At 73.4% G+C, this 16,930-nt stretch carries 11 protein-coding genes and 1 pseudogene; 5 read left to right on the forward strand and 7 right to left on the reverse strand.

The window, feature by feature from the left end; all coding sequences use genetic code 11:
- Positions 1–35: 35 nt before the first annotated feature.
- From IO29_RS15415 to IO29_RS15430, 5 genes and pseudogenes are all read right to left on the reverse strand, one after another.
- On the reverse strand, positions 36–1,592 hold the full coding sequence (locus IO29_RS15415) for a VWA domain-containing protein (protein ID WP_420705395.1): 1,557 nt from the start codon (positions 1,590–1,592) through the stop codon (positions 36–38).
- A 23-nt stretch (positions 1,593–1,615) separates the two neighbouring features.
- On the reverse strand, positions 1,616–2,962 hold the full coding sequence (locus tag IO29_RS15420) for a hypothetical protein (RefSeq protein WP_051707894.1): 1,347 nt from the start codon (positions 2,960–2,962) through the stop codon (positions 1,616–1,618).
- 87 nt (positions 2,963–3,049) lie between these two features.
- A pseudogene (locus IO29_RS39445) lies at positions 3,050–3,556 on the reverse strand (hypothetical protein); the annotation flags it as partial.
- A gap of 270 nt (positions 3,557–3,826) precedes the next feature.
- Positions 3,827–4,438, reverse strand: coding sequence for a response regulator (locus tag IO29_RS15425; protein WP_234316388.1), 612 nt, complete (start codon positions 4,436–4,438; stop codon positions 3,827–3,829).
- A gap of 92 nt (positions 4,439–4,530) precedes the next feature.
- Positions 4,531–6,216 carry a sensor histidine kinase gene (locus IO29_RS15430; RefSeq protein ID WP_030379973.1) on the reverse strand — a complete coding sequence of 562 codons (1,686 nt, stop codon included), beginning with the start codon at positions 6,214–6,216 and terminating at the stop codon, positions 4,531–4,533.
- Positions 6,217–6,360: 144 nt separating this feature from the next.
- Here IO29_RS15430 and IO29_RS15435 point away from each other — a divergent pair, with 144 nt between their 5' ends.
- From IO29_RS15435 to IO29_RS15450, 4 genes are all read left to right on the forward strand, one after another.
- Positions 6,361–7,746, forward strand: a complete 1,386-nt coding sequence (locus tag IO29_RS15435) for a cation:dicarboxylate symporter family transporter (RefSeq protein ID WP_037840548.1) — start codon at positions 6,361–6,363, stop codon at positions 7,744–7,746.
- Positions 7,747–7,876: 130 nt separating this feature from the next.
- On the forward strand, positions 7,877–8,305 hold the full coding sequence (locus tag IO29_RS15440; protein ID WP_030379971.1) for a MerR family transcriptional regulator: 429 nt from the start codon (positions 7,877–7,879) through the stop codon (positions 8,303–8,305).
- Positions 8,302–8,640 carry a thioredoxin family protein gene (locus IO29_RS15445; protein ID WP_030379970.1) on the forward strand — a complete coding sequence of 113 codons (339 nt, stop codon included), beginning with the start codon at positions 8,302–8,304 and terminating at the stop codon, positions 8,638–8,640. Before IO29_RS15440 ends, IO29_RS15445 begins: the two co-directional genes overlap by 4 nt.
- A gap of 230 nt (positions 8,641–8,870) precedes the next feature.
- Positions 8,871–11,102 carry a HelD family protein gene (locus IO29_RS15450; protein WP_030379969.1) on the forward strand — a complete coding sequence of 744 codons (2,232 nt, stop codon included), beginning with the start codon at positions 8,871–8,873 and terminating at the stop codon, positions 11,100–11,102.
- Positions 11,103–11,180: 78 nt separating this feature from the next.
- Here IO29_RS15450 and IO29_RS15455 read toward each other — a convergent pair whose 3' ends face one another.
- Both IO29_RS15455 and IO29_RS15460 read right to left on the reverse strand, forming a co-directional pair.
- On the reverse strand, positions 11,181–12,842 hold the full coding sequence (locus tag IO29_RS15455; protein ID WP_051707891.1) for an FUSC family protein: 1,662 nt from the start codon (positions 12,840–12,842) through the stop codon (positions 11,181–11,183).
- 158 nt (positions 12,843–13,000) lie between these two features.
- Positions 13,001–15,790 (reverse strand): helix-turn-helix transcriptional regulator, encoded by a 2,790-nt coding sequence (locus tag IO29_RS15460; protein ID WP_030379967.1) that lies wholly within the window; start codon positions 15,788–15,790, stop codon positions 13,001–13,003.
- Between the two features lie 219 nt (positions 15,791–16,009).
- On the opposite strand from IO29_RS15460, the gene IO29_RS15465 reads away from it, so the two are divergent.
- Positions 16,010–16,924: an MBL fold metallo-hydrolase gene (locus tag IO29_RS15465; protein WP_030379966.1), complete on the forward strand. Its 915-nt coding sequence runs from the start codon at positions 16,010–16,012 to the stop codon at positions 16,922–16,924.
- The last annotated feature ends 6 nt before the right edge of the window (positions 16,925–16,930 follow it).

The following is a 16,930-nucleotide window of genomic DNA, read 5'->3' on the forward strand; positions in this document are numbered from 1 at the left end:
GGCAGGCGGGTGCGGGAGGGAGAAGCGTGGGGCGCTCAGGTCAGGAACGTCTTCAGCTCGTGCACGAGCTTGCGGATGTGGCCGGAGAGCACCGGCGTACCCAGGTCCTTGAACCGCTCCCGGAACCACGGGTTGACGCTGCCGCGCCCCGAGCTGGTCACCGAGCCGACCGGGATGAACTTGGCCCCGGAGCGGTGGATCGCGGCCATCGACTCGAACAGCGGCTCGGTCTGCCACTCGTAGAAGTCGGATATCCAGACGACGACGGTGTTGCGCGGCTCCGCGATCTTCGGCTGGGCCAGCGCCATCGCGACCGTGCCGTCCGTCCCGCCGCCCAGGTTGGTGCGCAGCAGGGTCTCGAAGGGGTCGTGCACCCAGGGGGTGAGGTCGAGCGCCTGGGTGTCGTACGCGATCAGATGGACGTCGACCTTGGGCAGTCCGGCGAAGATCGACGCCAGGATGGTGCAGTTGACCATGGAGTCGACCATCGAGCCCGACTGGTCCACCACCACGATCAGCCGCTGCGGCGTCGTCTTGCGGGCGGTGTGCCGGTAGTAGAGGCGGTCGACGTAGAGCCGCTCCTCCTCCGGGTCCCAGTTGGTGAGGTTCTTCCAGATCGTGCGGTCCAGATCCAGGTTGCGGTAGACCCGCTTCGGCGGGACCGACCGGTCCAGGGCGCCGACCGTGGCCTTCTCCACCTGGGTGCGCAGTACCTCGGCGACCTCGTCGACGAAGCGGCGGATCAGCGCCTTGGCGTTGGCCAGGGCGACGCCGGACAGGTTGTCCTTGTCCCGCAGGAGCTGCTCCATCAGCGACATGCTGGGCGTCAACTGCGAGGCCAGCTTGGGGTCGGCGAGCACCTCGCGCAGCCGCATCCGCTTGACGAGGTCGGCCTCGATGGCACCCAGCTCCGGGCCGATGGCCGGGATGAGCGTGCTCAGACCGGGCGTCGGGGCGCCGAAGCCGGTGCCGGTCGGGCTCACTCCGCCCGGGCTCGACCCGCCCGGGCTCGACCCACCCCCGGGGCGTCCGCCGCCCCGCAGCCCGCCGGGCTCGCAGCCCAGCGCGCGCTCCAGCCAGCCCGCGTCGGACTGCCAGCGCGCCAGCTGCCCGGCGGTGACCGTCCCGGAGCCGGCGGAGAAGACGTTGAGCAGCACCTTCGACACCAGCGCCGCGCGCCGCACCTCGGCCGCCCGGTCCCGCCCCCCGCCGCCCTCGGCGGCGTCGTCGTGGTCGGACTCGGGCACCATCAACCGGTCGAACTCGTCGGCCAGTTCGGGGTGACGCTGCACGACCGAGTCGACGGACGCCTTCGGATCGAGCAGCGCGGGCGGCAGCCCGATGTCCTTGACGACGGCGAGGCTCGACGACTCCAGCGCGGGCTGCTCCTCGGGGTCGAACAGCCGGGCGAGCAGCCGCCAGTAGAGCACCTGACGGCGGGTCTCGTGCGGGTTCGCCTCCGGGGTCTCCGGAGTCACCGGAGCTTCTGGGGCCTCCGTAGCTTTCGTAGTTTCCGGGGCTTCCGGGGCGGACCTCCCGGCAGCGGCTTCGGTCGTGCCGGTGGTTGCGGTCGTGGCGGTGGCGTGGGCCATCTCGGTGTTCTCGTCCGGCTCGGTCATTTGCGCAGCAGCCTTCCGGCGCGCTCGCGCAGGACTGTCACCGCGTCCGTCGCCGCCTTCTCCGCCTTGATCCCGGCCTTGTCGGTGGTGCCGCCCGCCCACGCCCCCGCGTGCACGGTGACGGGCTTCTTCCGCACGGTCGTCTCGACGGCCAGCGGTTGCAGCCGGAACCGTCCGGCGTCCCAGCGCAGCAACCCGATGCACGCGTGCGACGCCGCCACGGCCTCCGGGGTGAGCGGCCCGGCGGTCGGCACCCGGTCGGTGTCGACGACGAGACGGTGACCGGCGACGGTGAACGTCAGGGTCCCGCTGTCGTCGTCCCGTTGGCTTTCGTAGCCCTCCAGGAACACCGGTTCCGCGAGCCGCGCGGGGTGCCGGTCCAGCGGCGCCGTCGGCGCCGCGCCCGCGGTGGGCAGGGCGACGCGGGCGGTGGCGAAGGCGTCGGCCGGCTCGCCCCGGCGGGCGTGCTCCTCGCTCCACACCAGGTCGCCCTCGTCGGTGACCGGCATGTCGGTGACGTCCATCGCACGCCCCTCGCCGACCGCCGCCAGCAGCGACAGATGCGGGCGCAGCAACTGCCAGACGCCGGCCCCGACGACCGTGTCGGGCTTCGGCACCGAGACCCCGGCCCGCACCAGGCGGGGCGGGGAGCCGTCGGCGGGCTCCAGCACCGCGTGCACCTGGGCCTGTGCGGCCGTGGCGTGTTCGTGCAGGTCGGTGCCGAGCGGCAGCAGCCGTCCGGTGACCGTGCCGGTCGGGGCCGCGCCCGCGGCGCCGGGCACGGTCAGCAGCATCGCCCGCGACCACAGGTCGCCCCAGCGGCGCTCGGGCACCCGCTCCAGGGCGGCGCCCGGGCAGGAGGCGGCCAGTTCGAAGGCCAGACCGTCCAGCAGCGTCGCCAGGCGGCGCAGCGACGGCTCCGGGAGCATCGCGGAGACGACGGGGGCGGCGCCGGCGACCACGTCGTGGTCGAGGTTGCGCCAGCCCGTGCGGGCCAGGTCGCAGAGCCAGGAGCGGGCGGCGACCAGCAGGTTCGCCGGCTGCGGCGCGGCGGGCGACGGCTCCGGGTCCGCGTCGTGCGTACGGCCGGTCAGCTCCTCGCCGCGGGCCGCCAGCGCGTCGTGGACGGAGCCGAGGAGTGCCGTGCGGGCGGCGGCGAGGGCGGTGAAGTGGTCCTCGCCGGCGGCACCGGCCGCGGCCTTCTCGGCCGCCTCGGCGGTCCGGGCGGCCAGCGGCGAGGCCGCCAGGGCGGCGGCGAAGACCTGAAGGTCGGCGGCCTGGGTGGGCGCCGGGCGCAGCAGGCCGCCCACGAGGGCGCGGTCCAGGGCGGCGACGGCTTCCAGGGCGTCGTCGAAGCCGGGGACCGGCGCGCCGAGAAGTGCTGTCTCCGTGCCGTCGTCCTCGTTCCCGGGGCCGGCGTCGGCGGTGGGTGCCGTTCCCCTGGTGGGCGGGAACCAGTGCATCTCCGGGGACGGGGTGGTGCTGGGCGGGAGTTCCAGGTAGGCGAGGTGGCGCAGGAAGCGGCTGAAGACGGAGGCGGCGGCCTTGTCGGCGGCCGGCTGGGGGCGGGTAGCGCTCATGTCGGCGGTGATGCTCGCCGCCGTCGGCTCCTCGCCGCCGTCGGTGGCGTCCAGGCGGAGGTAGCGGGCGACGCGGGTGGGGCCGTACTGGAGTACGGCCTCCTTGATCAGGGCCAGGATGTGGTTGCAGAAGCCGCCGCGGGCGCCGCCGCAGGGGCGGTTGTTGTTGGTGCTGCAAGCGTATGCGTAGGTGCCGGTGGCGACCGACGAGACGTAGACCCGTTCGATGTCCGAGCCGCTGGAGACGACGCCCTGGAGGCGGCCGTCGGCCAGTTCGACGAACGGGACCTTGGCGAGTTTGCGTGGCCGGGCGGGCGGGGTCACCCGGGCCGTGCTTGCCGTTTCCCACTCCGACAACGCGTCATCTCCTTTTCGGTGCGCGGGGGTTGCTGCCGGGGGGTGTGCGCGGGCATGCCTCGGTGACCCCCCTCGCGGCAGAACCGCGGTAGGGGAATGAAGCTAGCGGGGGGCACTGACAACGGGGTTCGGTGCGGGGGGACGGGGGTCGGGGGACGGGCGCGGAAGAGCTCGGGTGGCGTGGGCCGCCGAGCGGGTGCGGATGCGCCGTGGCTGGTCGCGCAGTTCCCCGCGCCCCTGGGTACGACGTGGTGATCGCCGGTTTCTCGGCTACGGGTAGATCGTGGCGGGGGGGGGGGGGGGGCGCGGGGGGGGGGCGGGGGGGGGGGGCCGGGGAGCGGCAGCGACCAGGTGTTCCAGGTACCGCCGCGCCGTGATCCGCGAAATCCCCACTGTCTCCGCGAGCCCCGCCGCGGTCACCCCCTCCGGCGCCGCCTCCCGCAACGTCTTCGTGACGCGTTCCAGCGTCGGACCGCTCAACCCCTTCGGCAGCGCCGCCGGCCCCGGCGCACGCAGCGCGGCCAGCGCGCGGTCCACCTCGTCCTGCCCGCTCGCCTCGCCCACCGTCGCGTGGAACTCCGCGTACCGCACCAACCGGTCCCGCAGCGTCGCGAAGGTGAACGGTTTCAGCACGTACTGCACCACCCCCAGCGACACCCCCTCCCGCACCACCGCCAGGTCCCGCGCGGAGGTCACCGCGATGACGTCCGCGTGGTGCCCCGCCGCCCGCAGCGAGCGGGCGAGCTGCAATCCGTGCACGTCCGGCAGATGCAGGTCGAGCAGGAGCAGGTCCACCGGCATCCGGTCCAGCGCGCGCCGCGCCTCCGCGCCGGTGTGCGCCTTCCCGACCGCGGCGAACCCCGGCACCCGTCCGACGTACATCACATGCGCGTCCGCCGCGACGGGATCGTCCTCCACGACCAGCACACGGATCACCTCGGCCCCGCCGACCCCGCCCGCCCCAGCCGTATCCGTCACGCGCCCTCACCTCCCGCCGAAGCCGCACCGCCCGGCGCTCCCGCGGCCGCCCTCACCGTAGGCAACGGCAGCCGCGCCTCGAACTCCGCCCCGCCCCCGTCCGCCCGCGCCACCGACAGCCGCCCCGCGTGCCGCTGCACGGTCTGACGCACCAGGGCGAGCCCCAGGCCGCGTCCGCCGGGACCGGCCGGCTTGGTCGACCAGCCGCGCCGGAACACCGCCTCCGCGTGCTCCGGATCCACCCCGGCCCCCGTGTCCGCGACCCGCAGCACCAGCGCGGGACCGTCCGTGTCGTCGGTGTGTGCCGTCACGGTCACCCGCGCGCCCACCGAGCCCTGCGCCGCGTCGACCGCGTTGTCGATCAGGTTGCCGAGGATCGTCACCAGGTCGCGGGGCGGCAGGGACGGCGGCAGGAGCCCGTCGTCGATGCCGCTGTCCTCGCTGACCACCAGCTCCACGCCCCGCTCGTTGGCCAGCGCCGCCTTGCCGAGCAGCAGCGCGGCCAGCACCGGCTCGCTGACGGCGGCGACGACCTGGTCGGTGAGTTCCTGGGCCAGCTCCAGCTCGGCGGTGGCGAAGTCGACGGCCTCCTCCGCGCGGCCCAGCTCGATCAGCGAGACCACCGTGTGCAGCCGGTTGGCCGCCTCGTGCGCCTGCGAGCGCAGCGCCAGCGTGAAGCCGCGCTCCGAGTCCAGCTCGCCCATCAGGGACTGCAACTCGGTGACGTCCCGCAGGGTCACCACCGTGCCCCGGCGCTCCCCGCCGGAGACGGGGGAGGTGTTCACCGCCAGTACCCGGTCGGCCGTCAGATGGATCTCGTCCACCCGCGGCTGCGACGACAGCAGCGCCCCCGTCAGCGGCGCCGGCAGCCCCAGCTCGGCCACCGACCGCCCGACCACCTCGCCGCGCACCCCGAGCAGCTCCCGCCCGCCGTCGTTGATGAGCGCCACCCGGTACTGCCCGTCCAGCATCAGCAGCCCCTCGCGCACCGCGTGCAGCGCCGCCTCGTGGTAGTCGTGCATCCGGCTCAGCTCGGCGGCGTTCATCCCGTGGGTGGAGCGCCGCAGCCGCGCGTTGATCACGTAGGTGCCGACGGCACCCAGTGCCAGCGCCCCGCCGGCCGCCCCGGCGAGCGTGGTGACCTGGTCGTGGATGCGCCGGGAGATCGCCTCCACCCGTATCCCGGCGCTGACCAGGCCGACGATCTCGCCGTGGTCCCGGATCGGGGTGACGGCGCGTACGGACAGCCCCAGCGTGCCCTTGTACGTCTCGGTGAAGGTGTGCCCCGCGAGCGCCGGGGCGGTGTTGCCGACGAACTTCCTCCCGATCAGGTCCGGGGTGGGGTGGGTCCAGCGGATGGCCCGCGGGTCCATGATCGTCACGAAGTCCACGCCGGTGTGCCGCTGGACGCGCAGCGCGTACGGCTGGAGCGTCCTCGACGGGTCCGGGGTGCGGATCGCCGCCCGTACGGAGGGGGAGTCGGCCACCGAGCGGGTCACGGCGAGCGCCTGCCGGGTCGCCGCCTCCGTGGCCTGATCCCGATCACTGAGGTAGGTGAACAGCGCGTAGCCGCCGACCAGCACCGCGACCAGTACCGCCTGCATGGCGAAGAGCTGCCCGGCCAGGCTGCGGGGCCTGGGGAGGCGGGCGAGCACGCCGCTGAGAGTGGCTGGAAGGGGCATGCCGCCAGTGTGCCTCTCGGTGTAAGCGTGAACTAAATGAACGGAAGCGTGACCGCCCTCACAGCGCCGGGAGATAGTCGCCGCATCCCCCGGACGTGAGCCGCACGCCGGTGATGCCGACGACGTCGTCAAAGGAGGGCAGCAGTGTCCAGCACCCCCGACACGGCACCTGCCGCACCCGCCAGCAAGCGGGACCGCACCCACTACCTCTACCTCGCGGTGATCGCCGCGGTGGTGCTCGGCGTCGCCGTCGGGTTCCTCGCACCGGACTTCGCCAAGGAGCTGAAGCCGATCGGGACCGGCTTCGTCAACCTGATCAAGATGATGATCTCGCCGATCATCTTCTGCACGATCGTGCTCGGCGTCGGCTCGGTCCGCAAGGCGGCGAAGGTCGGCAAGGTCGGCGGGCTCGCGCTCGGCTACTTCATCGTGATGTCGTTCGTCGCGCTGGCGATCGGCCTCGTGGTCGGCAACCTCGTCCACCCCGGCAGCGGCATGCACCTGACCGAGGCGGTCAAGGGCGTCGGCCACGACCAGGCGGCGGCCGCGGCCGAGGGACCCGTAGACTTCGTCCTCGGCATCATCCCGACCAGCCTGGTCTCCGCGTTCACCGAGGGCCAGGTGCTCCAGACGCTGCTGGTCGCGCTCCTCGTCGGCTTCGCGCTCCAGGCCCTGGGCAACGCCGGGCAGCCGGTGCTGCGCGGCATCGAGCACATCCAGCGGCTGGTCTTCCGCGTCCTGTCCATGATCATGTGGGCGGCGCCGGTCGGCGCGTTCGGGGCGATGGCGGCCGTCGTCGGCGAGACCGGCGTGGACGCGCTGAAGGCGCTCGCGACGATCATGCTCGGCTTCTACGCGACCTGTGTGCTGTTCGTCTTCGTCGTGCTCGGCGCGATGGTGCGGGTGGTCGCCGGGGTGAACATCTTCCAGCTCTTCAAGTACCTGGGCCGGGAGTTCCTGCTGATCCTGTCCACCTCGTCGTCGGAGTCCGCGCTGCCGCGGCTCATCGCGAAGATGGAGCACCTGGGCGTGAGCCGGCCGGTCGTCGGCATCACCGTGCCGACCGGCTACTCCTTCAACCTCGACGGCACGATGATCTACCTGACGATGGCGTCGCTGTTCATCGCCGACGCGATGGACCAGCCGCTGGCCATCGGGCAGCAGATCACCCTGCTGCTGTTCATGATGGTCGCGTCCAAGGGCGCGGCGGGTGTCACCGGGGCGGGGCTCGCCACGCTGGCGGGCGCCCTTCAGTCCCACAAGCCGGCGCTCGTCGACGGCGTCGGCCTCATCGTCGGCATCGACCGCTTCATGAGCGAGGCGCGGGCGCTGACGAACTTCGCGGGGAACGCGGTGGCGACGCTGCTGATCGGGACGTGGACGGGGGAGGTCGACAAGGAGCGGGTCGACCGGGTGCTGGCCGGCGACCTCCCCTTCGACGAGCGGCTGCTCGTCGACAGCGGGGATTCCGCGCCGGCGGGCGCGGCGGAGCCGCGGGAGGACGGCGAGAAGGAGCTGGCCAAGGCGTGAGGGATGGGCGGCGGCCCGGGGTGGGTTTTCGCCCCCGCCGCCCCTACCCTCCCCCAAGCTCTCAACTTCGTTCGAGCAGGGGGGACCCCCATCGTCCCTTCAAGGGGCTCCGCCCCTTGGAGTCATTCCCATGCGAATCGGCGAACTGGCGGCACGCACCGGCACGACCACCCGCACCCTCCGCTACTACGAATCCCGCGGCCTGCTCCCCGCCCGCCGCGGCGACAACGGCTACCGCACCTACGACGAGGCCGACCTCACCCTCCTCCGTCAGATCAGGACCCTCCAGGACTTCGGGTTCGACCTCGAGGAGACCCGTCCCTTCGTGGAGTGCCTGCGCGCCGGCCACCCGTCCGGCGACGCCTGCCCCGCCTCGCTCGCCGTCTACCGCCGCAAACTCGCCGAGCTCGACACCCTCATCGACGAGCTCGGCGCCGTACGCCGAAAGGTCGCCGGCGAGCTGGAACGGGCCGAACGGACCCGCGACCGGCTGTCGGTCGAAGCGGACGTTCCGGGCGGCCCGGAACCCGTGTGCGAACTGGGAGGACAGACATCGTGATCAAGGCAGCCGGCGTCACAGAGGTGACGGACGCGGACTTCACGGAACAGGTCATCGAGGCGGAACTGCCGGTACTCGTGGAGTTCACCGCCGACTGGTGCCCCCCGTGCCGCCAGATGGGCCCGGTGCTCAGCGCACTCGCCGACGAGGAGAGCGGCCGGCTCAAGGTCGTGCAGCTCGACGTGGACACCAACCCGGAGACCACCCACGCCTACCGGGTGCTGTCCATGCCGACCTTCATGGTCTTCCGCGACGGCGAGCCGGTGCGCTCCATGGTGGGGGCGAGGCCGGGGCGCCGACTGCGCGAGGAACTCGCGGACGCGGACGTGCTGTGAGGTGACGTAGAGGCGGGTGACGTACCGGCGTACAGGCAGCACAAGAAATCCCCCGGGCGATTGCGCCCGGGGGATTTCTCTGCGTATATTCAATGGTTCGCGACTTTACGAGGCGAAGGTCGCGGAAGTATTGATGACGCCATCCTATCCGGCCGGGAGCGGAATTGTCAAACACGGGATCGCAAACAGGATCGCGCACGGGAGCGCACGCGGATTTCACCGACCAGGAAATGCGCCGTGAGCAGGAATTCATGGACGACCTGTACGCGCGCGTGGACCGGCTGCGGGGGAGCACCGAGACCGCCGTCGACGACGCCCTCGCCCAGGGCCACACCCCCATGCAGGCCCGCCTGGAGCGGGACATCCTCGTCGCCGAACGCTCCGGGCTGCTGGCCGCGCTCAACGCCGTCGACGGCTCGCTCTGCTTCGGCCGCATCGACCTCACCTCGGGGGAGGCGCACCACATCGGCCGCCTGGGGCTGCGCGCCGACGACGCCGAGCGCACGCCCGTCCTCATCGACTGGCGGGCGCCCGTCGCCCGCCCCTTCTACCTGGCCACCGGCCACACCCCGATGGGGCTGCGCCGCCGCCGGCACATCGGCACCGACGGCCGCCGCGTCACCGAGCTGCACGACGAGATCCTCGACCTCGCCGACACCGAACGCACCGGCCACGAGGACCCCACGGGCGACGCCGTACTGCTCGCCGCCCTCAACTCCGCCCGCACCGGGCGGATGGGCGACATCGTGCGGACCATCCAGGCCGACCAGGACCGCATCATCCGCGCCCCGCACCAGGGCGTCCTCGTCGTGGAGGGCGGCCCCGGCACCGGCAAGACCGCCGTCGCCCTGCACCGGGCCGCCTATCTGCTCTACGAGCACCGGGAGCTGCTCGCCCGCCGGGCCGTCCTCATCGTCGGCCCCAACCCGGCCTTCCTCGGCTACATCGGCGAGGTGCTGCCCGCGCTCGGCGAGACCGGCGTACTGCTCGCCACGGTCGGGGAGCTGTTCCCCGGCGTGCGGGCCACGGCCGTCGACACGCCCCGCGCCGCCGCCGTCAAGGGCGGCCTCGCGATGGCGGACGCGCTCGCCCGGGCCGTCGCCGACCGGCAGGCGCTGCCCGACCCCGTCGTCACCATCGAGCACGACCGGGACGTGCTCCTGCTCGACGCCGGGCTCGTCCAGGTCGCCCGCGACCGCACCCGCGCGGCGAAGCTGCCGCACAACGCGGCCCGCGAGCACTTCGAGGGCCACATCCTCAACACGCTCACCGACATGGTCGCCGAGCGCATCGGCACCGACCCCTACGACGGCACCAACCTCCTCGACCCCAGCGACATCACCCAGATCCGCGACGAGCTGGCCGAGAACCCCGAGGTGTGGTCCGCCATCGACCAGCTGTGGCCGGTACTGACCCCGCAGCGCCTGGTCGCCGACTTCCTCGCCGCCCCCGAGGACCAGCTCCCCGCCGAGGACGCCGACGCCGTACGCCGCCCCGTCACCCGCGCCTGGACCCCCGCCGACGTTCCCCTGCTCGACGAGGCCGCCGAACTGCTGGGCGAGGACGACCGGGTGGTCCGCGCCCGCGCCGAGCGCGAGCGCGCGGCGCAGGTGTCGTACGCGCAGGGCGTGCTCGACATGTCGTACGCCTCCCGCACCTACGAGTTCGAGGACAAGGAGGAGGACGACCCCGAGAGCTCCGAGGTGCTCTCCGCGCACGACATCATCGACGCCGAACGCTTCGCCGAGCGCCAGGAGGAGGACGACCACCGCAGCGCCGCCGAGCGCGCCGCCGCCGACCGGACGTGGGCGTTCGGCCACATCGTCGTCGACGAGGCGCAGGAACTGTCGCCGATGGCCTGGCGGTTGCTGATGCGGCGCAGCCCGACCCGTGCGATGACGCTGGTCGGGGACCCCGCCCAGACGGCGGAGGAGGCGGGGGTGGGCAACTGGTCCGACATCCTCGCGCCGTACGTCGGCGACCGCTGGGAGCACACCCGGCTGGACGTCAACTACCGCACGCCCGCCGAGATCATGGACCTCGCGGCGGCGGTCGTCCGGGCGGCCGACCCGTCCTTCGAGCCGCCGAGGTCGGTACGGGCCACGGGGGCGAAGCCGTGGATCCGGCAGGTGGACGCCGGTGACCTGGCCGAAGCGGTGGGCAAGGCGGCAGCCGAACTGACCCCCGAGGAGGGCCGCCTCGCGGTGATCGCCCCGCGCTCCCTGCACCGAAGGCTGGCCGCCCACCTCCCCGACGTCACGGCGGCCACCGAACCGGACCTCACCCACGCGGTCGTCCTCCTGGACCCCCGCGGCTCCAAGGGCCTGGAATTCGACGCGGTCCTGGTCGTCGAACCGTCCCACTACAGCACGAGCGACCTGTACGTCGCCCTGACCCGGGCGACACAGAACCTGGGCATCCTGCACACGGGCCGACTGCCGGCGGGCCTGGCGAACGTCTGACACACACCGCTCCCCGTCTGCCCGCCGCGGCGCGCGGGCGGGGAGCCGTCCCGGCTCCGTCCCGGGCCGGCGGACCGTTCACCGGGGGGAGCGGGCCGCTGCCGGCCGACAGCTGTCGGGTGCGGTCTCGGCGGCGAGGCCGCGCACCTGCAAGGAGACGGCTTCCACGTGTGCGAGGACACGGCGGACCCGGGCGCGCTCGGCGCGGTGGGGATTGAGCGGATGCACCAGGGGACGGCAGGCCGTGCGGAAGGCCTCCAACGCCCGGTCGAGAGCGTGCGCGTCCAGTGCGGGCTCCGGGACACCGGTCCGCGGCGCGCAGCGCACGAGCGGGCGAAGAAGGGAGAGCAGCTCTCCCAGACGCGTGTAGGCGACCGCGCGGACAGCCACGGGAGCGACCAGCGAGGCCGCCAGTATCCCGCACCCGGCCCCCAGAACGGTCTCCTGGACGCGCAGTGCGAGCAGGTGCGGGGAGAGCGTGCGCAGGGCGGCGAGCACCATGCTGAGCGAGCCGGTGATGAAGAAGGTCACGGCCCAGTAGCTGCCGGAGGGGGTGTAGAACATCCCGAAGACGCAGGCGAGGAGAAAGACCAGGGCCAGGGCGAGGTGCCCGTCGGCCAGAGCGGCGAGGCCGTAGCCGAACAGCACCCCGGCGACGGTGCCGACCAGCCGCCGCCCGCTCTGCAACAGGACGTCCCCGGTGTGCTCGGCGTTGATGAAGACGACCCATGCCGTGGCCACGGCCCAGTACCACAGGTGGGGGGAGAGAAGATGCCCGCCGAGTACGGCCAGCGCGGCCGCGGCGGTCACCTGGAACGCCTGCCGCGTCGTGTACCGCCGGGGGCCCGCGTGCCGTGCCGCCCCCGGACGCAGCGCCGTACGGTCGCGCTCCGCCCGGTCGATCAGCTCCGCGGTGTCCACCTCCCCCGCCGCGCCGGCGGAGGACTTCGCCGAGCCCTCCGCCGAACGGATGGCGAGTACGCCGAGGCGTTGCGCGGCCGCGTCCGCACGTGCCGTCCGCTCCCGCTCCGCCGTCGTGTCGTGGAGCAGCCCGGCAGGGGCCTCGTACAGGAATTCCTGGAGCAGCAGCGCACACGAGTGCAGCCGGTCGAGACGCCGTGCGACTCCGCGGACGCCGGCTCCGCCGTCCGCGAGCAGGTCCGACGTGGCCTGCCGCGCCGCACGGAGACGGCTGTCGAAGGCCGCCCTCAGACGTCTCAGGATCCCGCGGGACGTCCTGGGCACCAGACAGGCACGGGTGACCGCGGCCGCCGCGAAGGCCAGGGCCACCGCCTCGGTCAAGCCCGGGAGTTGAGCGGGACGGATGTCGGCGAACCGGGACAGGAAGTAGGCCATGAAGGCGAAGACCCCGAGGTCCATGCCGAGCCGCCCGAAGCGACGCGCGTAGACCGCGACGAAGATCAGCACCAGGAAGGCCAGGTGGGACGCGACGACATACGGCGCCAGCAGGCTCCCGGCCGACAGGGCGGCAAAGGTGACGGGAACCCCGGCGAGCAGGGTGCGGAACTGGTTGCGGGGGTGCGGGTCGCTGCTCGCCAACGAGGTGACCACCGCGGTGAAGCCGCCGGCCAGGAGCGCGACGGAGGACTGCTGCCGTACCGCCAGCGCGGCCAGGGTGAGGGCGAGGCCGAGGACGGCACGCAGCCCGGCGGTCAGCCGCAGCAGCCCCGGGTCGGCCGTGGCGACCCGCTCCCATAGCGACGCTGTCCTCGCTGTCACCGTGGCTTCCCGTTCGCTCGTCGTGCCGGCCGTCCCCGTCCCGGTACGAGGAGGGGGCTCGCTTCGCCCCGGCAGCCAGTCTGGCCCGGCGCGACGGCGCACGGTATGCGTCATGTGACTGCTTCCGCGGCCGGGCGGCCCGCTCCTGGCGGCCGCCGTCAGCCCTGGTGGGCCGCCGTCGCGGGGGCCTCCTCGATGAGGCCGCGCAGCTGGGAACGGGCGGTGATGCCCAGCTTGGGGAAGCTGCGGTAGAGGTGCGAGCCGACCGTGCGCGGGGAGAGGAAGAGCTTCTCGCCGATCTCGCGGTTGGTCAGGCCGCGCGCGGCGAGCCGGACGATCTGCTGCTGTTGCGGGGAGAGCTCGGCGAGCGCGTCCGGGGCGGCTTCCGTGACGTCGAGGCCGGCGGCCCGTGATTCGGCCCGGGCCCGCTCGATCCACGGGCGGGCGCCCAGGCGACGGAAGGTCTCCAGGGCCTCGGTGAGCGGACCGCGCGCCTCCGCGATGCGCCGGCGGCGCCGCAGCCACTCGGCGAGGTCGAGCAGGGTCTGCGCGCGTTCGAAGGGCCAGTACTCCAGCACCGGATCCGCCAGGGCCGCCCGGAAGTGCGCTTCGGCGTCCTCGGGGCCCGCCAGAAGGCCACGGGCCCGGCCGATCAGCGCGCGCAGACGGGGTGAGGCGTCGTCCGCCAGCGCCGAGGCCGAACGCTCCACGATCAGGGCGGCCTCCGCGTGGTGGCCGCAGCGCACAGCGGCGGCCGCCAGATCCGCGAGGGCCGGGTAGGAGGCGTGGTAGTGCACCGGAGCGCCGTCCGCCGTGAAGACCGCGCGGAGGTGGCCGTACGCGCTCTCGTAGGCGCCTTCCGCGGCTGCCGCGGCACCGAGCGCGCGATGGGCGTAGACGGCGACCGACCGGCTCTCCAGCGGATCGACCAGGGCGAGCGCCTCCTCGGCCCGGGTACGCGCCGAGGACGCGTCGCCCTGGAAGGCCGACAGGGTGGCGTCCACGGTGGCCGCGCAGGCGACGGCGTGGTCGAGACCGGCCGCCCGGCCGACCGCGGTGATACGGGCGCAGGCCTCACGGGCCTGTCCCCACCGTCCGCGTTCCACATAGGCCCAGGCGACCGCGCCGCCCAGCCCCTCGGGCAGCGCTCCCCGCGCCTCCCAGCGGTCGAAGGCCTCGTCGAAGGCGCGGACGGCCTGCGCGGTCTCGTCCAGGATCCACGCCATGATCCCGACGGCGGTGAGCAGCTCCGGCCGGCCCTCCGCCCCGGCAGCCACCTCTGGCAGCAGGGAGACGAGCCGGGCCCGGTCGTCGTAGGGGTCCGACACCGCCCGCACCCAGGCGCGCACGCCCGCGTACGAGGCGTCCTCCGGAAGGCGCCGCAGGATGTCCCGGATGCGGTGGAGTTGGGCGTCCTCCCCGGCGTAGAAGCGGACCACGGCGGCCTGGGCCACGAACTCCAGCCCGGCCGCGGGCTGGGAGAGGGCCCACTTCGTGGCCGCGTCGGCCAGCCGGGCGAAGACCACGGTGTGCCGCGCGGTCAGGACCGCCAGCCGTCCGGCCTGCACGGCGGCGGAGGCCAGCAGGGCCGCCTCGTCCGTGCGCGTGCGTGCCGCGGCGGTCAGTTCCTCGACCCAGGCGATGTCTCCGGTGAACACGGCCGCCGCGGCGGCCTCGACCAGCAGCCTGGCACTGTCCTCGCGCCGCGGTGCGAGCTCCGCGGCGCGTTGCAGGGCCCGGGCCGCCGCCGCATGGCCGCCGCGGCCGAGGGCCCGGCCGGCGGTCCGCTCCAGCTCCGCCGACACCGCCGCGTCCGGATGCGGGCAGGCGGCGGCGAGGTGCCAGGCACGCCGGTCCGGTTCGTCCCCCAGCATCCCGGCGAGCGCGAGGTGGGCCTCGCGCCGGGCATCCGGGGACGCGGCGTGATACACGGCGGACCGGACCAGCGGGTGGCGGAACCGGACCCGCCGGCCCGTCCGCCGGACCAGCCCGGCCCGCTCGGCCGGCGGCCAGGCCGGGTCCTCGGCGCGGGGCAGGCCCGCCGGGACGGCGGTCGCGGAGTCGGCGCCGTCCATCGCGGCCAGGAGCAACAGGGCCCGCGTGGTGGCGGCGGGGAGGCCGTGCAGGCGTGCGGCGAAGATCCGCTCCAGGTGACCGGTGAGCGGAAGCGGACCCGCGGACGACAGCCCCGCGGCCGTCTCCTCCGCCGAGGCCGTCCTGGCCAGTTCCACCAGCGCCAGCGGATTGCCGCCCGCCTGGTCGAGGATGCGCGACCTGGTGTGCCCGGTGGGGCTCTTCGGTTGCAGGTCCAGCAGCCGGTTGGCCGCGGCCTCGTCGAGCGGTCCCAGGGTGAGCATCGGCACATGACGGTCGAATCCCGGCAGGTCGTCCCCGTCACGCACCCCGATCAGCATCGTGACCGGTTCGCCCTCCAGCCGTCTGGCGGCGAAGGCCAGCGCGTTCAGGGAGGCGTGATCGAGCCCCTGCGCATCGTCCAGCACCACGAGTACCGGACGGCGGTCGCCCAGGCCCGACAACAGGCTCAGGACGGCGACCCCGACCAGCATGAGATCGGGTCCCGTCGTGGCCGGCCCCTCGCCGAGGGCGTCCCGCAGCGCGGCGCGCTGCCTTGCCGGCAGTCCGTCCACCTCGGCCGGCACCGGCCGCAGCAACTGGTGCAGTCCGGAGAACGCCAGGCTGGACTCCGACTCGCTTCCCTCGGCCCGCAGCACCCGGGCCCCGCCGGCCTCGGCCCGGCGTACCGCGTGCTCCAGCAGTGCGCTCTTCCCCGTGCCCACCTCACCGGCGAGCATCAGCACCCTGTCGCCCGACGCCGAGTCCACCGCACGGAAGAGGCGTGCCAGTTCCCGGTCCCGGCCGACGACCGGCTCCCCCGGGTCCGGCTCCGGTCCCATGACCGCGCCGCGGTCGCCTGTGTGCTCGTCCACGGAGTCTCCCGGTATCGCGGCCCTCGGTCGAAGGCCGCCCTGTTTCGGCCCGTTCAGGCTACAAGCGGCCGGACCGGGTGCCCGGCCGTGGGCGGGCGCGGTCGTGTGAGCGGCCCGGGCGCAGGTGCAGTCACGTGACGGATACCGGGCGCCCCGGGGCCGCTCCTACGGTCGAGAGGAACCTTCCACCTCCCCAAGCCACCTCCCCAAGGATGCCCCATGGAACAGATCACGCTCGGAAACGTCTCCGTCACACGGGTGTGGGAGTACTTCGGTGCCGTCGACATGACGCCCCACACCTTCTTCCCCGAGAGCACGAAGGAAGTGTGGAACGACGGCACTCCCTGGCTGGCACCGCATTTCCTCGATTCCGAGACCAATATCGTCAATACCGCGATCCAGACCTGGCTGCTGCGCAGCGGAGGCAAGACGATCCTGGTCGACACCGGCGTGGGCAATCACAAGGACCGCCCGTACGCGCCGGTCTGGAACCGGCTCGAGACGGGCTTCCTGGCCAATCTCGCGCGCGCCGGCGTGGCGCCCGAGGACGTGGACATCGTGATCAACACGCATCTCCACATCGATCACGTCGGCTGGAACACGTATCTGGACGGCCGGCAGTGGGTTCCCACTTTCCCCAACGCCACCTATCTGATGCCGAAGGCCGACTTCGACTTCTGGAATCCCGAGAACGGCCACGAGCCCATGCTCGGCCGCGGCAACCAGAACGTCTTCGAGGACAGCGTCGCCCCGGTGCATCAGGCCGGCCAGACGCTGCTGTGGGAGGACAGCCACGAGATCGACGCCGACCTCCGCCTCGGCTCGGCCCCCGGACACACCCCGGGCTCCTCCGTACTGACCCTCACCTCCGGGACGGACCGCGCGGTGTTCGTCGGCGACATGCTGCACAGCCCCGTGCAGATCCTCGAGCCCGACGCCAACAGCTGCTTCTGCGAGGACCCCGCCCAGGCCCGCGCCACCCGCCGCGAGGTGCTGGGCTGGGCGGCCGACAACAACGCCCTCGTGATCCCCGCGCATCTGGGCGGCCACGGCGCCGCGGAGGTGGCACGCCAGGGGAACACGTTCGCCATCAAGGGCTGGGCCCCCTTCGCCCCGTACACCGAGCAGGTCTGAGACCCG

This window comes from Streptomyces sp. NRRL F-6676 (genome assembly GCF_000725625.1).
GTDB lineage: Bacteria > Actinomycetota > Actinomycetes > Streptomycetales > Streptomycetaceae > Streptomyces.